Source organism: Chryseobacterium contaminans (assembly GCF_001684955.1).
Lineage (GTDB): Bacteria > Bacteroidota > Bacteroidia > Flavobacteriales > Weeksellaceae > Chryseobacterium > Chryseobacterium contaminans.
The window spans coordinates 69622-93778 of record NZ_MAYF01000223.1 but is presented as its reverse complement, the minus strand read 5'-3'; the positions used below and the strand labels follow the sequence as shown (position 1 = coordinate 93778).

Annotated in this window: 21 protein-coding genes; 8 read left to right on the top strand and 13 right to left on the bottom strand. The window is 36.1% G+C overall.

The annotated features are described in order from the left end of the window. Positions 1-1474: OmpA family protein (locus BBH99_RS12470; protein ID WP_066696077.1), on the bottom strand; the 1474-nt coding region annotated here is incomplete at its 3' end. Between the two features lie 77 nt (positions 1475-1551). After that, positions 1552-2010 (bottom strand): SsrA-binding protein SmpB, encoded by a 459-nt coding sequence (gene smpB, locus BBH99_RS12465; protein WP_041462062.1) that lies wholly within the window; start codon positions 2008-2010, stop codon positions 1552-1554. Positions 2011-2131: 121 nt separating this feature from the next. Here smpB and BBH99_RS12460 point away from each other — a divergent pair, with 121 nt between their 5' ends. Next, the gene (locus tag BBH99_RS12460; protein WP_066696071.1) at positions 2132-3754 is read left to right on the top strand and encodes an ABC-F family ATP-binding cassette domain-containing protein; all 1623 of its coding nucleotides are present in this window, start codon (positions 2132-2134) and stop codon (positions 3752-3754) included. 77 nt (positions 3755-3831) lie between these two features. Here BBH99_RS12460 and BBH99_RS12455 read toward each other — a convergent pair whose 3' ends face one another. Next, positions 3832-4641, bottom strand: coding sequence for a M48 family metallopeptidase (locus BBH99_RS12455; protein WP_066696100.1), 810 nt, complete (start codon positions 4639-4641; stop codon positions 3832-3834). A 109-nt stretch (positions 4642-4750) separates the two neighbouring features. On the opposite strand from BBH99_RS12455, the gene recJ reads away from it, so the two are divergent. The 7 genes from recJ (at position 4751) to BBH99_RS12420 (ending at position 13997) form a co-directional block, all read left to right on the top strand. Beyond that, positions 4751-6463: a single-stranded-DNA-specific exonuclease RecJ gene (gene recJ, locus BBH99_RS12450; protein WP_066696068.1), complete on the top strand. Its 1713-nt coding sequence runs from the start codon at positions 4751-4753 to the stop codon at positions 6461-6463. A gap of 42 nt (positions 6464-6505) precedes the next feature. Beyond that, a complete protein-coding gene (nadD, locus tag BBH99_RS12445; RefSeq protein ID WP_066696064.1) occupies positions 6506-7090 on the top strand; it encodes a nicotinate (nicotinamide) nucleotide adenylyltransferase in 585 nt (194 codons plus the stop codon). 3 nt (positions 7091-7093) lie between these two features. Next, on the top strand, positions 7094-7891 hold the full coding sequence (locus BBH99_RS12440) for a hypothetical protein (protein ID WP_066696053.1): 798 nt from the start codon (positions 7094-7096) through the stop codon (positions 7889-7891). Positions 7892-7897: 6 nt separating this feature from the next. After that, positions 7898-8236: a DUF3817 domain-containing protein gene (locus tag BBH99_RS12435; RefSeq protein WP_066696052.1), complete on the top strand. Its 339-nt coding sequence runs from the start codon at positions 7898-7900 to the stop codon at positions 8234-8236. Positions 8237-8477: 241 nt separating this feature from the next. Continuing rightward, positions 8478-10754: an outer membrane beta-barrel family protein gene (locus tag BBH99_RS12430; RefSeq protein WP_066696050.1), complete on the top strand. Its 2277-nt coding sequence runs from the start codon at positions 8478-8480 to the stop codon at positions 10752-10754. Between the two features lie 45 nt (positions 10755-10799). Next, positions 10800-13061: a TonB-dependent receptor domain-containing protein gene (locus tag BBH99_RS12425; protein WP_066696047.1), complete on the top strand. Its 2262-nt coding sequence runs from the start codon at positions 10800-10802 to the stop codon at positions 13059-13061. Between the two features lie 81 nt (positions 13062-13142). Further along, positions 13143-13997: an alpha/beta hydrolase family protein gene (locus BBH99_RS12420; RefSeq protein ID WP_066696046.1), complete on the top strand. Its 855-nt coding sequence runs from the start codon at positions 13143-13145 to the stop codon at positions 13995-13997. A gap of 47 nt (positions 13998-14044) precedes the next feature. Here BBH99_RS12420 and BBH99_RS12415 read toward each other — a convergent pair whose 3' ends face one another. The 10 genes from BBH99_RS12415 to BBH99_RS12370 form a co-directional block, all read right to left on the bottom strand. Further along, positions 14045-15799 (bottom strand): discoidin domain-containing protein, encoded by a 1755-nt coding sequence (locus tag BBH99_RS12415; RefSeq protein WP_066696045.1) that lies wholly within the window; start codon positions 15797-15799, stop codon positions 14045-14047. Between the two features lie 27 nt (positions 15800-15826). Continuing rightward, positions 15827-16852, bottom strand: coding sequence for a hypothetical protein (locus tag BBH99_RS12410; RefSeq protein ID WP_066696043.1), 1026 nt, complete (start codon positions 16850-16852; stop codon positions 15827-15829). A 39-nt stretch (positions 16853-16891) separates the two neighbouring features. Beyond that, positions 16892-18481, bottom strand: coding sequence for an NAD(P)/FAD-dependent oxidoreductase (locus BBH99_RS12405; protein ID WP_083188818.1), 1590 nt, complete (start codon positions 18479-18481; stop codon positions 16892-16894). Beyond that, positions 18456-19970, bottom strand: a complete 1515-nt coding sequence (locus tag BBH99_RS12400) for a polyamine aminopropyltransferase (protein WP_066696032.1) — start codon at positions 19968-19970, stop codon at positions 18456-18458. Before BBH99_RS12400 ends, BBH99_RS12405 begins: the two co-directional genes overlap by 26 nt. Continuing rightward, positions 19963-20178 (bottom strand): DUF350 domain-containing protein, encoded by a 216-nt coding sequence (locus tag BBH99_RS12395; RefSeq protein WP_066696030.1) that lies wholly within the window; start codon positions 20176-20178, stop codon positions 19963-19965. The genes BBH99_RS12400 and BBH99_RS12395 overlap by 8 nt, the downstream gene beginning before the upstream one ends. Positions 20179-20190: 12 nt before the next feature. Continuing rightward, complete coding sequence (locus BBH99_RS12390; protein ID WP_083188817.1) at positions 20191-20382, bottom strand: hypothetical protein; 192 nt, start codon at positions 20380-20382, stop codon at positions 20191-20193. A 3-nt stretch (positions 20383-20385) separates the two neighbouring features. Next, positions 20386-21807: a DUF4178 domain-containing protein gene (locus BBH99_RS12385; RefSeq protein ID WP_228390801.1), complete on the bottom strand. Its 1422-nt coding sequence runs from the start codon at positions 21805-21807 to the stop codon at positions 20386-20388. Between the two features lie 45 nt (positions 21808-21852). Then, positions 21853-22212, bottom strand: a complete 360-nt coding sequence (locus tag BBH99_RS12380) for an S-adenosylmethionine decarboxylase family protein (RefSeq protein WP_066696026.1) — start codon at positions 22210-22212, stop codon at positions 21853-21855. A gap of 20 nt (positions 22213-22232) precedes the next feature. Then, complete coding sequence (gene ctlX / locus BBH99_RS12375) at positions 22233-23156, bottom strand: citrulline utilization hydrolase CtlX (protein WP_066696024.1); 924 nt, start codon at positions 23154-23156, stop codon at positions 22233-22235. Positions 23157-23237: 81 nt separating this feature from the next. Beyond that, positions 23238-24152 (bottom strand): dimethylarginine dimethylaminohydrolase family protein, encoded by a 915-nt coding sequence (locus BBH99_RS12370; RefSeq protein ID WP_066696022.1) that lies wholly within the window; start codon positions 24150-24152, stop codon positions 23238-23240. Positions 24153-24157 lie beyond the last annotated feature (5 nt).

Here is a 24157-nt window from a genome sequence, read left to right as displayed (position 1 = left end):
TAGTTGCTTTTTTAGCAGTCGCTTTCTTAACTGGAGCATCAGCGTAATCTTTCTTAGAGATTGCATTCCACTCAGCTTCGTTTTCGATAGCTTTAACAACTACTTTTCTGTCTACTTGTCTTTCAGCGTCTGAAGCTTTAGCAGAAACTGTAGCTTTAGTAGCACCTACACCAATAGATTTAAGAGCGTTAGCATCTACACCTCTTGAATCTAAAGCAGCAACTACAGAAGCAGCTCTTTCTCTAGATAATTTCAAGTTGTAAGCAGCAGCACCTTTAGCATCAGTTCTACCTTCTAATAGATAGTTACCTCCGTCTTTCTTAATGATTTCAGCAGCAGCATCTAGAGCATCTTTAGATTCAGCTTTGATAGTTGCTTTGTTGAAATCGAAGTAAACGCTCTTCAATTTAGTTTCAACGTCGATAGCTGTTTGACCTTTTGGTTTAGGACATCCGTTGTATTCTGGAAGACCTGGAACAGTAGGACAAGCATCGTCTTTATCAAGGATACCGTCACCGTCTGTATCTGGCCAAGGACAACCTTTGTTTTCAGCAGGACCTGCTACAGTAGGACAAGCATCATCTTTGTCGATTACACCGTCACCATCTGTATCTGGCCAAGGACAACCGTTGTTTTCAACTGGACCAGCTACATCTGGACATTGATCGTCTTTATCTGGAACTCCGTCACCGTCAGTATCAGGACATCCTTGGAATTCTGGTAAACCTGGAGTATCTGGACAAAGATCGTCTTTATCTAGGATACCATCCTTATCTCTATCTCTGTTTCCGAATCTGAATAAGATAGAAGCAGAAGCTTGCCAGAAGTTAGCAACAGTAGAGTGATCACCTGGAGTTGATACATAATCTCCTTGGATACCAAGACCGAAGTTTTTAGTTACCCAGAAGTTAGCACCAGCACCTGTAGATACAGTAAAGAAGTTAGCTTTACCATTCTCGTTACCATCTTTTCCGTTTGTTACATTGTAATCTAATACATTACCATTAGCATCAAGACCATTCTTAGGGAATGATTGTCCTGTATAGTCATGTCTTAGGTAGTTAGCACCAACTCTTAAATATGGATCAAACCAAGATTCTTCGTTCCATAAAAGGCCTGCAGCTTTAGCCTGGAAACCAATACCTGTCATTAGGAAAAATTCTTTCCCCATGTTGAATCTTTTGTTTTCAACATTTCCAACAGAAGTCTGCCAGTCAATAACTAAACCTTTACCAATGTTTCTAGCAACTGTTAACTTAGATAATGGAGGTGTAATAGAATAGCTGTTCATGTTGAACAGATTCTTCGTCAAATTTTTCGCAGAGAACGTATTACCGAATTTAGATCTTGCTGCTACATGGTTTTCAGCGTGAGCACCAACTCCGATTAACCACGGATTGTTGGTAGTCTGTGCGAAAACAGTAGAGGCAACGGTAAGCGCCAATGCTGAAATTCCTAATTTTAGATTTTTCATAGAATTAAATGATTAAATAATTGATAATGCAAAATAAATATAATTTTTCTTTATATACAAAGTTTTTCAAATGATTTTTAACTTTTCTTTAATATTCTGTCCAGGTTCCGCTTATTTTCTCTATCTTTAATGGCCTCTCTTTTATCGAAGAGCTTTTTCCCTCTCCCCAGCGCTATCAGCACTTTTGCTTTACCTCGGTCAGTGATATATAATTTTAAAGGTATAATCGTGTTCCCTGCATCTTTTAACTTTTTTTCAAGTTTTTGCAATTCTTTTTTGTGCAAGAGCAATTTCCGTTCCCTTTTTGTTTTATGGTTGTAAAAAGTTCCCAATTTATACTCATCAATCATCATGTTGATGATGTATAACTCCCCATCAATAAACTGACAGAACGATTCTGTGATAGATGCTTTGGAAGAACGTAAAGATTTTATTTCTGTACCCGTTAAAACCATTCCGGCTTCATATTCTTCAAGAATTTCATACTCAAAACGGGCTCTTCTGTTTAATATGTTAACTGTTTTCTCAATCTTCATCATTTTAAAATTTCGTTAATGAAATATATAAAAAATACCATACATTTAAAAACTTGACTATTATATTATTACAAAATACCCAAATTCTTTTTGTATTTTTGCGCCAAATTTACAAAACTATATGTTAACAGTATCTAACTTATCTTTACAATTCGGGAAAAGAGTTCTTTTTGACGAGGTAAATATTATGTTTACCAAAGGAAACTGCTACGGGATCATCGGAGCAAACGGGGCGGGAAAGTCTACATTCCTTAAAATATTAACAGGAAAGCAAGATCCTACAACAGGTCACGTATCTCTGGAGCCAGGGAAAAGAATGTCAGTTTTAGAACAGGATCACTTTGCTTATGATCAGTATACTGTTCTTGAAGCTGTATTAAGAGGTAATAAAAAATTATTTGAGATAAAGGAGGAAATGGATGCGTTATACGCAAAAGAAGATTTCTCCGATGAAGACGGAATTAAGGCAGGTGAATTAGGTGTAATCTATGATGAAATGGGTGGATGGACTGCCGAATCTGATGCACAAACCATGCTTTCTAACGTAGGAATCACTGATGATATGCACTGGCAAATGATGAGTGAACTTGAGAATAAAGACAAAGTAAAGGTTCTTTTGGCTCAGGCACTTTTCGGTAATCCTGATGTATTGATTCTGGATGAGCCTACCAACGACCTTGACATTGATACAATCTCTTGGTTAGAGGATTTCCTTGCTGATTATGAAAACACGGTAATTGTAGTATCTCACGACCGTCACTTCTTAGATACGGTTTGTACGCACATCGGTGACTTAGATTATTCTAAGCTGAACCTTTATACAGGTAACTACTCTTTCTGGTATCAGGCATCTCAATTAGCTACAAAACAAAGAGCTCAGGCTAACAAAAAAGCTGAAGAGAAGAAAAAAGAACTTCAGGATTTCATTGCAAGATTCAGTTCTAACGTAGCAAAAGCGAAACAGGCTACCGCAAGAAAGAAAATGATTGATAAGCTGAACATCGACGACATTAAACCTACTTCAAGAAGATATCCAGCGATTATTTTCGAAATGGAAAGAGAAGCAGGAGATCAGATCCTTGATGTAAAAGGTCTTGAAAAAACAAAAGACGGAGAATTATTATTCTCTAATATCGACCTAAACCTTAAAAAAGGTGATAAAGTAGCTGTACTTTCTAAAAACTCTTTAGCAATCACGGAATTTTTCGAAATTTTGGCTGGAAATGTTGAAGCAGATAAAGGAACTGTTGCCTGGGGAGTTACTACGAACCAGTCTCACATGCCTTTAGATAACACTAAGTTCTTCCAGGAAGATTTAAGCTTGGTTGATTGGTTAAGACAATTTACTAAGAATGACGAAGAACGTCACGAAGAGTTCGTAAGAGGATTCTTAGGTAGAATGTTATTCTCCGGTGATGAAGCCTTGAAATCTTGTAAAGTACTTTCAGGAGGTGAAAAAATGAGATGTATGTTCAGTAGAATGATGCTTCAGAAAGCAAACGTTCTTTTATTAGATGAGCCTACCAACCACTTAGACCTTGAAAGTATTACCACATTGAACAACTCATTGTCTAACTTCAAAGGAAACCTTTTATTGGCATCTCATGACCACGAAATGTTGTCGACTGTCTGTAACAGAATCATCGAATTGACTCCTAACGGAATCATCGACAGAGAGATGACTTACGATGAGTATCTTGCTGATAAAAAAGTAAAGGAATTAAGAGAGAAAATGTATTCTTAATCTGATACATTCAATGAATATAAAAATACCTCAAAGCAATGCTCTGAGGTATTTTCGTTTAACAATAAATAAAATAATTATTTTGTAAGTTTCGTTGTTGGAATAGCAACAGTTCCCGGATCTTTCCATAACCCGTCTTTTTCAGCTCTCTTTTTGATGTTCTGAGCTCTTTTCTCACTGTCGGGGTGAGAGTTGAACATTTTTTCAAATCCGGATTGTGCACTTCCTTCTGATAATAAAGCTAGTTTCTTAAAAGCGGTATAAGCGCCTACTACATCATATTTATTAGCTTTCATAAAATCATAAGAATAAGTATCTGCTTCTGATTCCTGCTTTTTGCTATGGGAAGCATCTAAAAATGCATTAGCCATCTTCCCTATCTGGCTGTCATTAAGAGTAGCTACCGCACCAGATGCTGATGAAGCTGCGTCTAATGCAGCTGCTTTTAAATAGGCAGATTTCATGGCATCTTTTGTATCCTGATTTTTAACGTGTCCGATCTCGTGACCAATTACAGCCAATAACTCGTTATCTGTCATGATATCCATCAGAGAAGAGAATACACGAACACTTCCGTCTGCACAAGCAAAAGCATTGATATCTTTTACTTTATATACTTTATAGTTCAAATTAAGCCCATCTTGTGATTTGTGTTTTCCAAACAGTTTATTCAATCTTACGGTGTAAGGATCTTTTGGTCCCGCTACAGGATTATTTTTATCCATCCAGTCTACAGATTCTTTGGATAATTTGATTGCATCTTCGTTTGTAAACGTTAAAGCTTTTGCACCCTTTGTAACAACCCCGGCAGCTTTTCCGAGATTAAATTGTGCATTCATTGAGTTCATTGCGCCTAAAAAAGTAAGGCATACGATAATTTTTTTCATAGTCATTTAAATTTGGAGCACGAAGGTAATCAATTTTTAACAATTATTAAGTCAAAACTTCGCTCCCTATCCCATCAAAATGCTATTTTTTTTCCTTATTTTTGTGAACATGAGTCAAAAATGGATTTACAAGCCCGAACCCGATGAGGAAGTTGTGGACGGACTAAGTTCGTCACTTGGTTTTGGTACTTTTGAATCTAAACTTCTCGTTCTAAGAGGAATTGACAATTATCAGAAGGCGAGAGAATTTTTCAAACCAAACCTTAACGATATACACAGTCCGTTTTTAATGGCAGATATGCAAAAAGCTGTAGAGCGTATTGCCACAGCCATTGAAAATGGCGAAAAAATATTGGTATATGGCGACTATGATGTGGATGGAACTACAGCAGTTGCTTTAATGTATCTTTATCTCAGCAAGATTGTTGAGAAAAAATATCTGGATTACTATATTCCGGACAGAAATTCTGAAGGATACGGAATTTCTACAGAGGGAATTGATTTTGCCAAAGAGAATGGTTTTTCACTAATCATTGCTTTAGACTGTGGAATCAAGGCTCTTGATATGATTAATTATGCTTCCAGTCTTGGAATAGATTTTATTATCTGTGATCACCACCTTCCCGGTGAAGAAATTCCTAATGCAGCAGCCGTACTTGACCCTAAAAGAAGTGACTGCCGATACCCGTTCAAGGAACTTTCCGGATGCGGTGTAGGCTTTAAGCTTTGCCAGGGACTTAATACCATTTATAAACTTCCGGATGCTGAATTATTTGAGCTCACGGATCTTCTTGCTATATCCATAGCAGCCGATATTGTTTCGATGACCGGTGAAAACAGGGTTCTTGCAAAAATGGGATTGAAAACCCTGAGAAAAACAAGAAATCTTGGATTAAGATTATTAATTCCGGAAGATAAACTATCTCATTTTGAAATTTCAAATATTGTTTTTGAAATTGCTCCCAAAATAAATGCTGCAGGAAGAATTTCCCATGGAAAAGCTGCTGTAGAACTTATGGTTTCTGAAAACCTGAAACATGCCCACCAGATTGTGAGTGATATCATGAACCTCAACGATGAAAGGCGTGAGCTGGATATGAACTCTACTCTTTCAGCTTTAAATCAGATTATAGAATCTCAGCAGGAAACGAAACATACCACGATTGTTTATCATCCTGAATGGAACAAAGGAGTGATTGGAATTGTGGCTTCCAGACTTATTGAAACCTATTATAAACCTACACTGGTATTTACAGACGGGAATAATGGTGAAATGGTAGCTTCTGCAAGATCTGTTTCTGATTTTGATGTTCATGAGGCACTTGATATGTGTTCTGAATATTTCCTTAAATTCGGGGGACACCATGCTGCTGCAGGATTATCAATGGAGAAAGAAAAGTTTGAAGCTTTCAAGGTTAAATTTGAGAAAATTGTTTCTGAAAGAATTCAGGAACATCAAAAGGAACCTTCCATTACGATTGATTCTGAAATTAAAATTGATGATATCAACAGGGAATTTATTAATTTCCACAGGAAGCTGGCACCTTTCGGGCCTCAGAATATGAAACCTATCTTTACTCTTTCCAATCAGAAGCTTTCCGGCTATGTAAAAACAATGGGTAAAGATAATAATCACCTGAAGTTTTATATCAAGCAGGAATCTACGGGAAGAAATATTGAATGTGTCGGCTTTAAGCTGGGTCAGTTTGTAGATGATTTTAAAAATAAAAACTTTGATCTTGCTTTTACGCTGGAAGAAAATCATTGGAAAGGCAATGTGACTCATTATCTTAATATAAAGGATGTAAAGTTTAGGGATTAAATAATCATTGGCGATATGATTCTCCCTGCTATCTAAACAAATATGAAAAAAATCGGTCTATTTTTCGGATCTTTTAATCCGATCCATATCGGTCATCTTATTTTAGCTAATTATATTCTGGAAAATTCGGATATGGATGAACTGTGGTTTGTAGTGAGCCCGCAAAATCCTTTCAAGGACAAAAAATCTTTGTTGAAAGACCACAATAGATTGGATATGGTACAGCTAGCGGTGAAAAACTATCCGAATATGCGTGCTTCCAATGTGGAGTTTTCTCTTCCGAAGCCAAGTTATACTATTGATACACTTACTTATCTTCATGAAAAGCACCCAGACTATTCTTTCAGCCTGATTATGGGCGAAGACAACCTGGATAGTCTTCATAAGTGGAAAAATGCTGATACTTTGATTAAAAACCATCATATTATTGTTTACCCAAGGGTATTTGAAGGAGAAAAGAAAGATTCTGAATATCTTCAGCATGAGAATATCTCTATGATAAAAGCTCCTGTCATTGAACTTTCTGCTACAGAAATCCGTAATATGATAAAAGAAGGTAAGAATGTAAGGCCTATGTTACCACCCGAAGTTTTTGAATATTTGGATGGTAGTAACTTTTATAAATAAACAATGAAATTATCCATATTCTTACTCGTCTTTTTACAAAGTTGTTTATACGCTCAGGAATTAACTGCTTTAAAAAATGATTCTCTTAATGAATGGAGAAAGAAGGCTTATGAGGCAAGAATAAAATATAATAAAGAGCGGTGCCGTGAAGACTCAATTCGGGCGGAGAATGATTCAAAAATCCAAAATAAATATTACATCAACATTGCTGCTCCTTATGGTGACAATTTTCTACCTGGTGAAGAGCTCAAAGAAGTTTTAAAAAAGCATACTATTATTTGGGGAGGAGAATGGATGGGAAGTGATAGTGGTGGTTATTCAGGGGGATGCTATTACTCGATGATGACAGAATTGACTGAAAAAAAATTCGGTAAAGATTTTGTTGATGGGCTTGTTGCAGAATCGGTTGCTCAGTACGTAAAAAAACATCCTGGAAAAATTTTTGATAGAAATGAACATTCTGAATGGACTTACAAAGGTACTTATCTTATTTATAATGATGGCAATGACCTACTGAATAAGGATTTTTTTAAAAACGTTGCTTATCCTGAAGGTTACCAAAATTATGACCCGTCTCAAAAATATCATTCAAACACTGCTGTTACACTCACATTAAATGAAAAAGGAAAGGTTTTAAAAGAAGAATTCAAGCATAATATTTATAATGATCGTAATCTGAAATATATTCCTTATTTTGAAAAGGAGATTAAAAAGTTTATAAAATATACTAACTTTGAGCCTGTAAAATACGGAGGCTATCCAGTAAAAAGTGAGACAAGCTTCTTCATTTACTATAAATAATTATTCATGAACTTCATCGAAAAATTTTTCTCAAAATATTCTCAGGGAAAACTCATCAAATGGTTTAAACAGATTTGTCTTGCGGAAGCTATTTCATGCGTTCTACTGTATTGTGTTGCCATGATCTGGATTCGATATGATGAAAACCTGTATTCTATTATTTTCATTAGTGTAATTGGGAGTTTACACGGACTATTTTTTACGCTCTATCTTTTACTCTGCCTTCCTGCAAGAAAAATTTACAATTGGGATGATGAAGATTTTGTGTTCGCTTTATTAGCTGCGTTTTTTCCTTTTGCTACGGTTTGGGTGGATAAAAAACTGGCTCAATTCAACAGGGAATAAAATTATTTTTCATAAAATTTCATGTTTTGCTGTAACAAAATTATTGTTACAGTTGTCTTATTATACAGAAAGGTCAAGCAATCATTTTTTTAAACCAAAAATTTATTAACTGAAAATCAACAAGTTAAAACTCGTAAAAATTATTTTTCAGTACTTTGTATTGCATGATACTAAATTTATTATATATCTTTGTAATGTAAAATAACAAACCATACAAGCTATTAATTAAAAAATAATAATCATGAAAACTCAAATTCTCATTGCAGCTCTATTCTTCAGCGGACTTATTACCGCCCAGCAGAAAAAAGATAGTTTGAAAGTAAATGCTATTGAGTCCGTCAATATCAAGAAACAGGTTTTCAAAAAACAGGGAGACCGTCTTGTTTATGATGTAGCAGCCTCTCCTATTGCTAAAGGGACTAATACTTTTAACCTTTTAAAGCAAACTCCTATGATTTCCAGCATTGATGGTAAAACGTTAAAGATTCTTGGAAAATCTGATGCAATCATTTACATCAATAATAAAAAAAGCAATATGGATGCTGAAGCATTGATTGAAATGCTGAAGTCTACTCCATCGGAAGATATCCAGAAAATTGAAGTGATCACTGTTCCCGGAAGTGAATTTCAGGTAGAATCTAAGGAAGGGGTGATTAATATTGTGATGAAGAAGAACAAAAATAACGGCTACAATGGGACTTTGAAAATGCAGAATGAACAGGCTTATTATAATAATCCTAATGCTGGAGGGTCTTTTAATTTCAGACAGGGAAAATGGTCCGGAAACTCTAATTTCAGAATGGGAAGCTGGACAGAAAGACAAAGATATACGCTTTCCAACGGAGATCCTACCTTCAGAAATGAGTCTTATGGTTCCAATGATGATCCGAATAAAAACTTCGGTGGTGGGTTTAATATTGATTATGAGATCAACAAGAAACAGAGCCTCGGACTTTCTTATAATATGAGATACAATAAAAGTTTCAATTCAGTTCTGGATATGACTAACTGGCAAAATGGAGTATTAATGGACAGAACTGTTAATTATGAAGATGCCCAGACCAGAAACCATTCTTTCAATTTAAATTATGAAATAAAGACAGACTCTATAGGCAGTAAGCTTACTTCCAACGTTTCTTACCTGTGGTTTAACAGAGATAAAGTAAGCTTCAATGAGAGTATCCCGCTAGGTATTGATCCATCAGGGGAAGAGTATAAAAAGAGATACTCAGCTTTACAGCAATCTGTACCTCAAATCATCAACAATTATGCGGCGAATATAGATTTCCTGAAAAAAACGGCTAAAGGAGCAACATGGTTAATGGGAGTAAGTTATAATTATACGAATACAGATAATGATACCCGACAGGACAAATTAATAGGCGGTGAATTTGTAATGGATACTAAACAAACCAATCACTTCATTTATAAAGAAAATATTTTAGGAATCTATCTCAACTATGAGAGAAAGCTGACTGAAAAGTTATCCGGAAAAATAGGAGCCCGCTATGAAATGACAAGAAGTACGGGAGATATTCTTGGAAAAACAGGATTTGAAAGAAATTATAATAACCTGCTTCCTTACCTGAATTTAAATTATGCCATCAATCCGGATCATAATTTAAGCTATACTTTCTCCAGCAGGATCAGAAGACCGAGATTCTGGGAACTCAACCCATCCAGAACGTATTTTACTCCAACCAATTATACTCAGAATAACCCGTTTGTGTTGGCCGCCAAATTCTATAACCAGGAGCTGAACTATATGTATAAGAATGCATTCTATGCCAACCTGAGTTATACGATGGTAGATGATGCCGCGGCTTCGGACCTGCTTCCTTTACAGGGAATTTTAACCACTCCACAAAAGGATGAAAATGGCAATTACATATACGATGCAGCGGGTAATATGCTTATGGACAAAATAAGATTCCTGAGATACATCAGAACCAATTATGGAAAGAACAGAGAAATTGCTTTAACACTTGGGATGAACAAATCCTGGTTTAAAGATATCTGGACCACCAATTATTCTGTGAACCTTGGATACATTACTTACACAGGTGGAGTATGGCAGGATCCGACCTCTCAGCTTGGGCCATACGAAAGTGAAGAACTGGAGCCTTATATCGTGGATGTTAAGAACTACAATATGTCAGCAACCATCAACAATATCATCCGTCTTTCTTCTAAAAAGGACTGGTTTTTAGGGGTTAATTATTATTTCGGAAGTAAAGTAGCTATGGAAGGCGGAACAATAGGGGTAAGACAAAGCTTCGATATCAGTGTGAAGAAAATTATCGGAGACTGGACTATTGTTGCGGAAGGCAATGACTTATTTAACCAGAGCTTTTACAGAGTTAATGGAATACAGCCTAACGGAAAATATAACAATATCACCAACTTCAACTATCCAAGATTGATAAGCATTGGCGTAACCTACAATTTCGGAAATCAGAAACTGAAAAAAGCAAGGGAAATGAAATCAGCAAATGATGCTGTAAAATCAAGAACCTAATCTATAAAACTTATTTCACTTAACCACTCTCAAAAAAAAATAAACATGAAACGTATACTTTTGTCAATAGCTGTTATATTTGGAACCTGTGCTTTTGCCCAGGAAAAGAAATCTGACTCGGCAAAAACTAAAAATATAGAAGGTGTTACCATCACCAAGCAGGTTTTCAAAAAACAAAGCGACCGTCTGGTATATGATGTTGCAGCTTCTCCTGTAGCGAAAGGAAATACTACCTTCGATATTCTGAAACAGACTCCTTTATTATCTTCAACGGATGATAAAACATTAAAGATTGCAGGAAAGAACAATGTATTAATCTACATCAACGGGAGAAAATCCAATATGGATGCAGAGTCACTGGCTCAGTTCCTGAAAAATACCCCGGCGGAAAATATCCAGAAGATTGAAGTGATTACAGTTCCGGGAAGTGAATACCAGGTTGAGTCTTCTGATGGAATTATCAATATTGTTTTAAAGAAAAAAACGAGTGACGGTCTTAACGGGAATATGAGATTCTCCAATACTCAGGGCAAATACAACGGCAGCCAGGCAAGTTTTTCGGCCAATTACAGAAAAGACAAGCTGGGAATAAGTGCCAGCCTTAGTGGCGGCGAAAATATTGAAGCACAAACCTACACTCTGAAAAACAGCAGTATTGGTGCATCTAATGAATCAACCGGTGATATTGATGATCCCAACAAAAATATTGGCGGTTACCTGAACATAGATTATCAGTTAAATGATAACAGCAACTTAGCCTTATCCTGGAATACGTGGGCCAATAAAAGCTATAATTCAACTGTGAGCCTGTTCAATACTATTGTGAGTAAAGAATATGGTACAAAATATACCTGGTCTAAAAACAAGGAAGATACAAGAAGCTATAACAACTCCTTCAATTTAAATTATGAATTAAAAACGGATTCTTCAGGAAGCAAATTGAATGTAAATGCAGCGTATCTGAATTATAAAAGGTTCCAGTTTACAGATAATATCACGTATAAGTCTGACATCAACAGAAATATAGGAGATAAGTCTATACAGATGTTCCAGGATCTGCCGCAGATTATCAATAACTTCTCCGGAATGGCAGACTATATCCAGAAGTTTAAAAATGACCTTACGATTTCCGTTGGTGGAAATTATAATAAAACTAAAACAGATAACGATACTAAAAACGACACTTATTTTCTTGATCCTTCAAATCCGCCTAAATTCGCACCCAACCATTTTATCTATGATGAAAACATCTATGGCTTCTACGCGACTGCCGAAAAGAAATTTTCAGAAAAATTCTCCGGAAAAATCGGGGCAAGATATGAGATCACCAACAGTTTAGGGACTTCGGATAATCCCCCTGCAGAGTTAGAAGCTCTTAAAAAGATTGAAAGAAACTACAATAATATTCTGCCTTATCTGAGCTTTAACTATGCGATTAATGATAAAAACAATCTTTCCTATTCATTTTCAAGCAGAATGAGAAGACCGAGCTTCTGGGAAATTAATCCGGTAGTGAATAAACTTACAGATGACAACTACACACAGAACAACCCATTTGTAAAGGCTTCTTCTACCTATAATCAGGAGCTGATGTATATGTATAAGAATTCCTATTTTGTAGTTTTAAATCATTCTTATATAAAAGACGCGATCACTCAGGTTCCTTTGCAGGGTTATCCTAAACATCCTGACGGATCAACAGGTAAAAATCTGGCCTTAAGGTATATCAGGACAAATTTTGGGGATAAGCAGGAAATGTCTGCCATGATAGGAATCCAGAAGTCATTTTTCAAACAGTACTGGACTACTAATTTCAGCGTTGGAGTTCAGCATAACAGAAATAACGGAAGCCTGGATATGGATCCTACTACAGGGGACCGGTTCGTGGATCAGGAAGATAAGCCTATCACCTACACCAATACTGCAAATTCTACCAGTCTTTTGATTCAGACCAACAATACCATCCGTCTTGATAAGGCTAAAACATGGTTCCTTGGGGTTAACTTTTTCTACATAGACAAGCAGCAGATAGAGCTGGGTATGTTACGGGGTTTATCAAGTCTGGACCTCAGCATCAAGAAAAACTGGAACGACTGGACGTTTGCCCTGAATGTAAATGATGTACTAAGAACCAATATTGTAGAAATTGACGACTATCAGAGTAACGGAAACTACAATTATATCCACCAGAACCAATACAAAAGAACTTTCACAGTGAGCCTTACTTACAATTTCGGAAACAAAAAACTGAAAAAGGTGAGAGACATTGAAGGAGCTTCCGAATCTATCAAGAGCAGAACCAGATAAAACTATCTTTCTTCATATTCAATCAAATTATTTTGTACACAAACCTGTTGATTCTTCAGCAGGTTTTTTATCTTTAATTGTATGAAAAAGAGTTTAGTATTTACCATCTGTTTTGTCTCATTTTTGTTGATAGGCTGCAAAGAGAGTAAGATCAATCTTGGAAATAATATCAGCTTTAATAAAGAGGAAAATATTCATTATGGAAATAGTCCGGAACAGGTTGTGGATCTTTATATTCCCCATAAAAAGTCATCTGAAGAAAAAGAAGTTTTCATCATTATTCATGGCGGCGGATGGCGTGGCGGAAACAAGTCTCAACTTACCTTCTTTACCCTTTCTATGATGCAAAGGTTTCCGGATCATGTCTTTGTCAATATGAATTACAGATTGGCTTCAGCTATACAATATGCTATTCCCAATCAGACGGATGATATTAAGAATGTCATTAATTTCCTGAAAAATAAACTCAACTATAAACCTGAGGTGATTCTTATGGGAAACAGTGCCGGTGCTCATTTATCTATGCTTTATGCTTATCATTTTGATGCCGATAAAAATGTAAAAGCAGTTATCAATATTGTGGGGCCAGCCGATCTCTCTGATAAAGGTTTTAAGAATTATGAAGAATATTCTTTTGTAGAAAAGCACCTGGCTGATCCTAAAATACTGCCCGCAACAACCTCAGCAATTAATTTTGCCAGTCCTGTTCATTGGATAAATACGGCCTCTTCACCAACTCTTTCTTACTATGGAAAAACGGACCGCGTGGTTCCTTTAAACCAAAATAATATCCTTGATTCCGTTCTGAATAAAAACAATGTTGTTCATGAATCTTATGAGTTTAATGGTGGACATTTGGATTGGGATAAACAACCTAATACTACCTTTCTTATTGATAAGATTGAAACATTTCTGAAAAAAGTAAACAAAAAATAACACGCTCTGATATTTCAAAACGTGCCATTATTTATTTCTAATTTGATTTACTCAGATTTTACAACATCTGTTCTTACAGAAACACCATTGGAATTGAAGGCTTCAATCTGAAAATAGTAAGCATCTGTTCTGTCTGCACCCGTAAAGAAGTATTCATTCTTTCCGTATACCATAATGCTTCCATACATTTTATCAGGAGATTTTCCCCAATAAATCACATAGCCGTCTGCATCAGGGTTTTGCTGCCACTTCATCCAGATACTTCTTCTTTCCCCATATTTTTTAGGATCAGCCCTTAAAGGAACAAAGTTTTCCACTTTAGAAGGCTGTTTTCCTGCCCCTTTTCCAAACACTCTGAAACCGCTTAATGCAAATTTTCCGGTAGGCATTTTAAGGTTTTCCATTTTCAGAAAACGGGCTTTTGCAGGCTGTTCAAGTTCAATATAATCATGAGGGACATCTTTTGTGTTCTTGCTTTTATCCACAATCACATTCCATTTCTTTCCATCATTGGAACTATAGATTTTATATTGATGCATTTTCCCTAAGGTTTTCCCCATAAATTCAGCATCCTGATCCGCATAATTGATCTGAATGGCATTAATGGTAGAAACTTCACCAAGATCAGTCTGAAACCACTCCCCTGCATTTCCCGTTTTAGCACTCCAGTAAGTCTTGATATCTTCATCTACAGCATAATTGGACTGGTAACTGCCTAAAGTAGATGAAACCTGAACCGGTTTATTATAATTCAACAGCATCCATCCGGCAAAAAGACCTTTTGTAAAATCTTTACCTTGTGCATACTGTGGAAGATAGGTAGGGTAATCTCCATAAGCAGTATTGGTATACATCACATCATCCTTATCAAATCCTGCCGGCCATATTCCCAGCCTTCTTTCAAAATTATTTTTAGTAGAAATAAAGATGGTAGAAACATGCCACCAGTTTTTATAATTGTCTTCAAACGTTGCTCCGTGGCCGGCACCTCTTGCAAAACCTCCCGGCTTATAGGAAAACGGATTATGCTGCTGGTATTCGAAGCCTTCCAACGGATTTTTGCTTACATATACTCCATCAGAATATCCGCTGAACTCTGTTGCAGGAGCACCATACTGCATATAATATTTTCCATTATGCTTTGTCATCCATGCACCTTCTACAAAAGGCTGAAGAAAAACATTATCATTGTATTCCCCGAAACGCTCCCAGCCATGATCCTCAGGTTTTAGTTTAATAATGGGCTTTACAAAACCTTCGGACTGAAGATTTTTAACTTTCACTTCTGTTCCCAGCAAAGGCCATTCATTACTTGAACCCCAATACAGATAAAGCTTATTCTTGTCTTCATCATAATGGAATGCCGGATCCCACGCTCCTACTTTCAAAGTATCTACTGCAATTTTCCAATCGTCTTTGGTTGGATTGGTACTTTTCCAGATCGGAAAATCCTGTTCCCATGTAGATCCATAAACATAAAGTGTATCTTTCATAGCCCAGACAGCCGGAGCATTAAGGTCGTGGATATATTTATTGTCTCTCAGAAATTTCCTTTTTACAAACTTCCAGTCCAGCATATCATCACTGTACCAATATCCTTCCTGATTGGTAGAGAAAAGAAACAGCTTATTCTTAAAATTAACAATCACAGGATCTGCTGTAGCGCGGTGTTTTCCTTGTTTTGAAAAAACTTCAAAAGGAGTATACCCATAATCAATATTAATAGGATTGCAAAAAGTTTTCTGCTGGCCGCCTACCATTATTCCAAGAAAAATGGCTAATGACAGAATACATTGTCTCATTTTTAGATTTTATAGATTAAAGCAAAGTTAGCTAACTTTTTTGGGTTTTCTCCAAATAAAGCCATCCAAAAGATAATGAGTAAGCTGCGGAACAACTAATAATGGAACTAAAAATTGAAACAGGTTTTCAGAAACAGCCAGCTCCAGTGAAAAGTGCTCATTCCACACCAGTGTTTCCCACAGAAACTCTTCCAATAAAGCAAAACTTAAAATGATTCCTATAAATAAAAGCATTCCTGAAAAGGGTTTAAAAATCTGCATCCAATTTAGCTGTTGTTGATCTTTTTGTCTGATCTCCCGGATATAAATCAATGCGATATAAGGAATTCCATGGGAAACCACATTCAGAAAAGTAAAAAGGAGATCATTGTTGAAGTACACAATTCCAAAGTACCAGGACAGATAAGTTCCGGTAATCAATGCCGTTTTGGGAATATTAATTTTCTTTGTCCTAAAAGCTTCAAAAGCTGTTTTTATAATCCATATAATCAGGATACCCAAATATATAGCGGTAATCAAGGGAACGTAATCCGGAAGATTTTGGAGCCATCTGAATTCATTATCAACAAACCAGGTAAAGGCACGCGGAGTTTTAAACCAATACAGCATTGGAAAAACAGTAGCAGCATATACTGCAACCTCATCTATTTTCTTGCTCCAGTTATCCGGTTCAAAACGGGCATAAATTCTCATAAAGCCGTATTGTTGGCGGATAAAGTGAAAAACAGCTATGAGTGCCAGCACAGACCAGAATGTTAAGCTTCCAAACTGAAACAAAGCAATACCCAAACACCAGCTTATGAGCGGTACTCCAAAATACAGCAGTTTTCTCTTCTGAACTTCAGCTTTTACGAAATACGTTTTAAATAATGTGGAATACACATGCGCAACATCTACAAAAACGATCAGAAAAAGCCATGTATAAAAGGAATAATGATTTTCCAATCCCTGAATCTGTTTCTGAAAAAGAAAAATAATCAGCAATACCAGAAAAGGTGGGGATAAGATAAACCACCAATCTGTTTTTGCATTATGTATCCAAGGTTGTTTCATGAGTGGATATTTATGGTAACATCTTATCAGTTCAAACAATTATAGCATTTCTTTGGCGGTTCTTATTCCCTGGTAGAAAGCTTCTTCAAAAATAGAAATTCCTGAAAGATCCGAATGGGCAAAAAATATTTTCCCATCAATAGGTTTCTTAGCCATTTTAGAATTTTCGCCAAAAATTTGTTCTGGCGTAGGCGCAATCATTGCATGCCCTATTTTATGAAATTCCATTTCAAGAATAAAATCTTCAATTAATGGGTGGGCTTTTTTCAGATCATCTAAAACTAAATCTTTAAGTTCAGTTTCCTTCATAGAATATAGTTTCTTCCTTGCCTTTTTACAATCATTTGTAGAGAAGCTTTTATAGTAGGTAATCACTTTTTCGCCTATAATCTGATTGATATTCTGATGCTGATCAAAGATATATCCTAATCCGGATGACCCGTAGATCACATTATCCCATGCAAGCTCTTCATCTCCCCCAAATTCATTATTCAGCGTAATGGTTGTTAATAACCATGGAACATAATGAAAGGATGATGCTTTTCTGTTGTTGAAAATTCTTTCATTGACGAACTGTGGTGTGGCAAATAAAACTTTATCCGCAATGATCTTTGTAGTTTTCTTCTTAGCATTGTCAAAACTTGTAACTTCTACTTTATCATTCACTTCAAGATCAAAAACTAAATTTTTAGTTAATAATTTTCCTTCTGTATATTTTGAAAGATAACGACTTAGCTTTGCATTTCCTTCCGGCCATGTGAATACCTGATCTTTATATTTTGTACTCCAGTTGTTTTTTCTTCCCGCAAAATAATGAATCCCGGCCCAGGCTGATACATAATCCAGTCCTAAACCATAATCATCTCTACATGAATAGTCCAATAGCCAAAGTAGTTCTTCAGACTGGAAGTTATATTGCCGTAGCCAATCACTAAAAATAGTTTTTTCAAGGTTGAGTACTTCATCTTCTCTACTGGAATCATGAACAGGAATTGCAAACCAATAGTTCCCCTGAATATCTTTCTTTTGACGGAACCCATCCATCATTGTAAAGAAACGGTCAAATTCGTTCTGTACTTCCTGAGAAATTCCTTTTTGAGGAACAATATCATTCTGCCATGAATTTTTATAGAACAGTCTTTCCTGTTGTGGAAAAGTCATCTGATATTCATCCAGAACAGGTTCTCCATTTCCGTCAATTCCCTGACAAATACCACATTCTTTAAGAAATTCTATGATCTCTGTATTTTCTTTATTGGGTAAAGGCAGATAGTGCGCTCCCAATGGGAATTTTGAAAACTTATTCTGTCCGTTGGAAGAATTTCCACCCGAATGATCTTCCATTTCCAGTAAAAGGTAATCATTTTCATTGTGCTGACTGAAAAATCTACAAGCAGAAAGTCCGGAGATGCCGGCACCCACTACAAGATACTTAGTGTGGATAACTTCGGAGAATTGTGGAAAATCCTTTGCCCATAATTTGTGTCCCAGAACGTGGTTGGTCCCGGTGATTTTTAGCAACAATGATTTTACTTTCTTTCCGCAATATTGAAGAAAGGGAAGCATCAATCCGCCCAACATTAAAGTTTTCAGGAACTCTTTTCTACTGAACTTTCCCCCACTCTTCATCGAAATAACGGACTAATATCTGGTTATCCAGACGGTTAACTTCTACTTCATTCACTTTCATATCCTTACTGAAATATGATATTTGTGAAAAATCGTAATCATAGTATTTCAAATTGGGAAGTCTTCTGTAGATCTTATTATTGACAGGCTCAAATGAAGCCATTGAAAAGCCCCATTCCCCAAATGACGGAACGTAAGTATGATATGCCGAAGTAAAAGGAAAAATCTGATTAATGGTTTTCTCTATGCACCAAAATGATTTCGGAGCAAAATAAGGAGAAGTGGTTTGTACTACAATTTTGGTATCCGGAGTAGTTAGTCTTTCCAGTTCTTTATAAAACTGCAGAGAATATAGCTTTCCTAAGCTGTAATTGGACGGATCCGGAAAGTCTATAATGATGACATTAAATTTCTTTTTATTTTCTTTTACCCAGATATAAGCATCTTTGTTGATCACTTCCACTTTGGGATTAGACAAAGCACTTTGATTCAGTCTTTTCATGGTTTCATTGGTTTTGAAAAAATTGGTCATTTCTCCATCCAGATCAACAAGCTGAATCTTTTTCACTTCTTTATATTTCAGTACCTCACGCACTGCAAAACCATCACCACCTCCAAGAATCAATACATTATCAATATTTTTAGCCATAGACATTACCGGATGTACCAATGCTTCGTGATAGCGGTATTCATCGGTAGAAGAAAACTGCAGGTTATTGTTCAAATAAAGCCTGAATTCCCGGTTATTTCTTGTTAAAACAATTCTTTGATAAGGAGAACTCTTCGTATAAACAACATTTTCCCCATAAAGCTTCTCCTCAGAATAGGACAAGATCCTATCTGAAAAAATAAAAAGACCAACCAGCAAGATAAATGCTGCTATTGATTTTATTTTTAATGAGAAGGGTTTTGATAGTTCTTTCTTAAGATAAAAGCATAAGAATATAGCAATAGAGATATTGATAAGCCCGAAAAACAATGGTGTTTTTACAATTCCCAGCTGTGGAATTAAAACCAAAGGAAAAAGAATAGAAGCCAATAAAGCCCCGATATAATCAAAAGCGAATACGTTTGAAACTAAATCTTTAAACTGAACCCTATCCTTCAGAATATTCATTAGAAGCGGAATTTCCACCCCTACCAAACATCCTGTAAAGAAGACAAAAAGATAAAGCACACTTTCAAAATGGGCGAGTGTATTAAATAAAACAAACAATACCACTGAGCTGATCCCGCCAACGATTCCGACCAGGATTTCAATCTCTACGAATTTATCAATAAGGTTTCCCTTAATAAATTTGGATAGGTAGGAGCCTACGCCCATAGAAAACAGGTAAACCCCAATGATAAAGGAAAACTGCTTTACAGAGTCTCCTAAAAGATAACTTGCCAATGCTCCCGCCACCAGTTCATAGATCAATCCACATGTCGCAATGACAAATACAGAAAAGAGTAAAAGCAGCTCAAGAGGAATCCTCTTCTTATCCATGAATTGCCGCGCTTATAATCATTGAAATTCCGATGATAAATGCCCCGAAAACAATAGCCAATGCTATATTTTTATTCTGAGCAATCTCATGCCATGTTTTTTCGGGAGTTAATTTTTCAATGATAAAGTAACATACCAGTAAAATAGCAATTCCTAAAAATGAATAAAGAATTGAATTGAATATAGGAATTAGATTAATGTTGTCCATAGTTTTTAATTTTTATTTGTGATAGTATCTGTAAAATCCTGCTCTGGAGTGGCTTTTTGTAGTTCCATCGCGATATTTTTCTGTTCTTACACAATCGCAGAATTGGTTTCCTGTAAATGTAAGATAAACGAACCAGCCCATAAAAAATGCTCCGATAGCTAATAACAGCCAGTTGCTTTTGATATAATAAATTATTTTTTCCATGGTTTAATTGTCTGCATAAGGTGAATTGGAGCTGTTATTCCATTTTCCTGTTTCGAAAGTACGTTTCATCCAATGAATTACTACGGTAAATATGATAAGGCAAACCAGAACAATTCCAAAATTCCAGAAGGAGACTGGCAGCCATGTTGCTGTAATATCTACCGATGGATTTTTGTCGTAATTTTCTGGATAACCGTATTCCTGAGGCATATTGAGAAGTATGGAATCTAATTTCCCTTTTGTTTTTATACTATTCGGAAGCCCGGTTCTCTGCATAATATCATTAGCCAGGGCTTCAGTTTCATTATAGGTGCTGATGGTCTGATCTTTATCATTTTTGAGAAAGAAATTCCCGGCATCATTTTTAACAATGGAAAAGTCTGCATTAGCTGGTCTGTAACCGGTTTTAAATGGATCCTTAGCCCCGCCTTCTTTTTCTGCCGAGATCAGAAAATGATAATTTCCTGCGGGAATTCCACATAAGTTGAAATCTTCTGACTGGCTTCCTTCGCTCCAGCTTTCTCCATCTTCATATCCGGAATATTTTTCAATATCCTTAGAAGCGTAAATAACTTCGTTGGTGTTCTCATTCACGAGGCTGAGACCAACATTTGCCCAGGAGTTATCCACATCAGAAAATGCATGTACTTTTAATGGTGCAGAGCCGCCTGAAAGGACAAAACTTTTACTCACCACTTCCTTATCGGTAACATCTGCAAAATTGATACTTTGTTCAAAAACCGTCTTATTAGTTCTTGAAGTGACCACATATAACTGTAAAACACATATCAATAAGGCTGTAATCGCCATAATATTGGTACATTGTTTAACATTAAAGTAAAACGGCTGAACAATTCCGGTTCCGGAACGATAAGGCAGCTCCAGTATTCCGAATGCTTTTTTGATTTCAGCTCTTGAAATATGATTACCTTTGAAAAACTGTACTGATTTTCCATATTCCTCACGGGAAATCATTTCAGTGCCATTTACATATTCTTTGTAAGTAGCCAGCCCAAACGGCAGCTTATCTTCAAAAAAACCGGCAGCGGCATGTACTGTACAGGGAGTAGTTTCATACCATCTGTACTTTTTTCCATCTGCTTCAGCGTAATATTTAAATTCTTTAAAAGCAAAATCTACAGGGCGAAGAAAAACCCAATGCCCATCACTTTCACTGAGGTATGCATTGTTTCCGGCACGGTCTTTTAATGAATATTCCCGCCAGAAGGTATTTGAGCCATATTTTTTAATTACAATATTAATTACCCAGTACTCTGTTCCATGGAGTATTCCTTTACATCCAACTTCCAAAACAACATTTTCTACAGGCTTTTTAACAATCTTTTTTTGGGCAGACTGCCCTAGGGTAATAAGATTGTGACAATGGCTGCAAATAAATTCTTCAATGGCAAAATCTATAGCCATTTCGTTGTTGTTAGTCCGGCAAAGGGGACAAATATGATCCATTTTCTATCTGTAAATTTTGTGTTTTTGAATGGTATTAGCTTTAAAATACTGAACAACCTCATCTGCAATCTGCTCTACTTTGGCAGTATTATCCTGAGTATAATTACAAAGAAAAACATCGAAGGTAAGCTGTTTAAATTCCGGCCAAGTATGAATACAGAGATGCGATTCTTTAAGGCAGACTGCCGAAGTGAAACTCTGATTTTCAAAAACGTGATTGGTAATTCCTACAATCTCTACCTCTTGGGTTTTAAGAATACTTTCCGTAAAATCGAGAAAACCTTTGCTGTCCAATAACAAATCTTCTGACTCTGTTTCCAAAGTCAGAAGAATATGTAAACCTTTATTTGATAATGGGTTCAATTAATTTTTTCGTAAATATATTATTTTTTTGGAAGAAAAACTTCTGCAAGCATACATCTTGCACTTCCGCCTCCATTTACTTCAATGGTATTTAAATCTGAATAAATAATTTCACAGTATTTTTCAATAGCAGCTACTTGTTCCTGGTTTAAAGACTGATAAGCTGTCTGGCTCATCACAAGGAATTTTTTGCCTGCTTTATTCTGCACCTGAAGCATATTTCCTGCAAACTGCTGCATTTGTTCTTCTGAAATTTCAACGATTTCTTTTCCTGAATTCTTGATGGTTTCAATTACTTTTTCTCTTTCCAGCTCATCATCAATACAATCAAGGCAGATGACTACAAATTTATCTGCTACACACATCATAACATTAGTGTGATAAATAGGAAGCCTTTCTGTACCTACCGTCTGATATGAATGGAAAACCACCGGTGTAAAACCATATTTTGCACAGAATTCTCTGAATAAATTTTCATCTAATCTCAAAGAAACTGAACCGTATGCAATTTTATTATCGTGATCGAAGATCATACTTCCGGTTCCTTCCAGGAAATGACCTTGGGTTTCAGGAAATGACCAATCGTCAATTTCAGTAATATCAAATCCCTGGTCTTTGATGCTTTCAAGAATATCATCTCTTCTTTCCACTCTTCTGTTGGAGGCAAACATCGGATATAAAACCACTTTTCCGTCTCTATGAAAACTTACCCAGTTATTTGGGAAAATGGAATCCGGTGTATGAGGATCTAATGTATCTTTTATAGTAATCACATTGATCCCTTTTTCTCTCAGCTTCCCAACAAAGGTATTGAACTCTGCTAAAGCTTTTGACTGAATATCGGAACCTGTCTGTTCTACCTGAAAATAATTATTTTTTGCAGTTTCTGCGTTGTAACCGAATGCTATCGGTTCTATCATTAATACTGTATCTGTAGTTTGCATGCTTTTTTGAATTAAAAATTTAAAAGACTGAAAGATTTTCTCTCACTCTAAAACTCTCCTACCCTATAACTCTACACTCAACTATTCTCTTACAAGAGGCATTGTAGAGCATCTCAGCAGACCTCCCATTTTAGAAATTTCTCTGTAAGGAATTTCTTCTACGGTCATTCCCCACACATCTCTTAAATGGTTGTTCATTCTTGTAAATGCTTTGTCTGAAACTACTACATCCGGAGAAATAGAGAAAATATTCGGGAACATTTCAAACATTTCTTCATCGTTAATGTGGAAGCAGTTTTCTTCACCAAAAATATCGATGATAAGGCGATAATCGCTTTCGTCTACGAATCCGTTTTTGTAGATAATACATTTGTCTTCTCCTACCGGATTGAAAGTACAGTCCAGGTGTAAGATTCCTTCAAAGGGTACTTTATCATTTTTCTTCAGTTCAAGATCAATGATTCTTTTCTTCGGGAAGTATTCTTTTAAAATTTCAATGGCATACTCGTTGGTTCTTGCCGTTTTATAGTTTCTGTAATCTTCACTGAAGCAGGTTCCGATGAAAAGGAAGTCATTCCATACAATAACATCACCACCTTCAATATGGGCTGTTTCCGGAAGATTGATGATCTTTCTCCAGGCCACTTTTTCAAAAACACTTTTGTATGCTTCCTGCTCATCTGCTCTGTCTGCAATTACGTTGGAAATAATCATTTTGTCATCAATTACAAAGGCAACGTCTCTTGAAAAGACCTGGTTGTAATCTTCAATAATGCTTGGACGCAGTACTTCAACGTCATACTTTTTTAATACCGCTTCAAAAGCGTTCATTTCATTGATAATATCCTCTTCTTTAGGATAAATGTTGTGTTCGATTGAGTAATACGACTTAGCGTCATAACTTTCCTCTAGCGTGGGCACTGGTCCCAATGAATTAGGCTGGCCCAGAACTACTGATCTCAGCCTCCCCGTTTCGTTTTTAATGTTTAGTCTCATAAAGA

What these genes read in the sequence shown, in the direction of transcription:
- BBH99_RS12415 (WP_066696045.1), bottom strand. Translation starts at nt 15,799, where the DNA reads ATGAGACAATGTATTCTGTCATTAGCCATTTTTCTTGGAATAATGGTA.
- BBH99_RS12370 (WP_066696022.1), bottom strand. Translation starts at nt 24,152, where the DNA reads ATGAGACTAAACATTAAAAACGAAACGGGGAGGCTGAGATCAGTAGTT.
- BBH99_RS12405 (WP_083188818.1), bottom strand. Translation starts at nt 18,481, where the DNA reads ATGAAGAGTGGGGGAAAGTTCAGTAGAAAAGAGTTCCTGAAAACTTTA.
- BBH99_RS12385 (WP_228390801.1), bottom strand. Translation starts at nt 21,807, where the DNA reads ATGGCTATAGATTTTGCCATTGAAGAATTTATTTGCAGCCATTGTCAC.
- nadD (WP_066696064.1), top strand. Translation starts at nt 6,506, where the DNA reads ATGAAAAAAATCGGTCTATTTTTCGGATCTTTTAATCCGATCCATATC.
- BBH99_RS12430 (WP_066696050.1), top strand. Translation starts at nt 8,478, where the DNA reads ATGAAAACTCAAATTCTCATTGCAGCTCTATTCTTCAGCGGACTTATT.
- recJ (WP_066696068.1), top strand. Translation starts at nt 4,751, where the DNA reads ATGAGTCAAAAATGGATTTACAAGCCCGAACCCGATGAGGAAGTTGTG.
- BBH99_RS12425 (WP_066696047.1), top strand. Translation starts at nt 10,800, where the DNA reads ATGAAACGTATACTTTTGTCAATAGCTGTTATATTTGGAACCTGTGCT.
- BBH99_RS12400 (WP_066696032.1), bottom strand. Translation starts at nt 19,970, where the DNA reads ATGGATAAGAAGAGGATTCCTCTTGAGCTGCTTTTACTCTTTTCTGTA.
- BBH99_RS12395 (WP_066696030.1), bottom strand. Translation starts at nt 20,178, where the DNA reads ATGGACAACATTAATCTAATTCCTATATTCAATTCAATTCTTTATTCA.
- BBH99_RS12455 (WP_066696100.1), bottom strand. Translation starts at nt 4,641, where the DNA reads ATGAAAAAAATTATCGTATGCCTTACTTTTTTAGGCGCAATGAACTCA.
- smpB (WP_041462062.1), bottom strand. Translation starts at nt 2,010, where the DNA reads ATGAAGATTGAGAAAACAGTTAACATATTAAACAGAAGAGCCCGTTTT.
- BBH99_RS12390 (WP_083188817.1), bottom strand. Translation starts at nt 20,382, where the DNA reads ATGGAAAAAATAATTTATTATATCAAAAGCAACTGGCTGTTATTAGCT.
- ctlX (WP_066696024.1), bottom strand. Translation starts at nt 23,156, where the DNA reads ATGCAAACTACAGATACAGTATTAATGATAGAACCGATAGCATTCGGT.
- BBH99_RS12420 (WP_066696046.1), top strand. Translation starts at nt 13,143, where the DNA reads ATGAAAAAGAGTTTAGTATTTACCATCTGTTTTGTCTCATTTTTGTTG.
- BBH99_RS12440 (WP_066696053.1), top strand. Translation starts at nt 7,094, where the DNA reads ATGAAATTATCCATATTCTTACTCGTCTTTTTACAAAGTTGTTTATAC.
- BBH99_RS12460 (WP_066696071.1), top strand. Translation starts at nt 2,132, where the DNA reads ATGTTAACAGTATCTAACTTATCTTTACAATTCGGGAAAAGAGTTCTT.
- BBH99_RS12435 (WP_066696052.1), top strand. Translation starts at nt 7,898, where the DNA reads ATGAACTTCATCGAAAAATTTTTCTCAAAATATTCTCAGGGAAAACTC.
- BBH99_RS12410 (WP_066696043.1), bottom strand. Translation starts at nt 16,852, where the DNA reads ATGAAACAACCTTGGATACATAATGCAAAAACAGATTGGTGGTTTATC.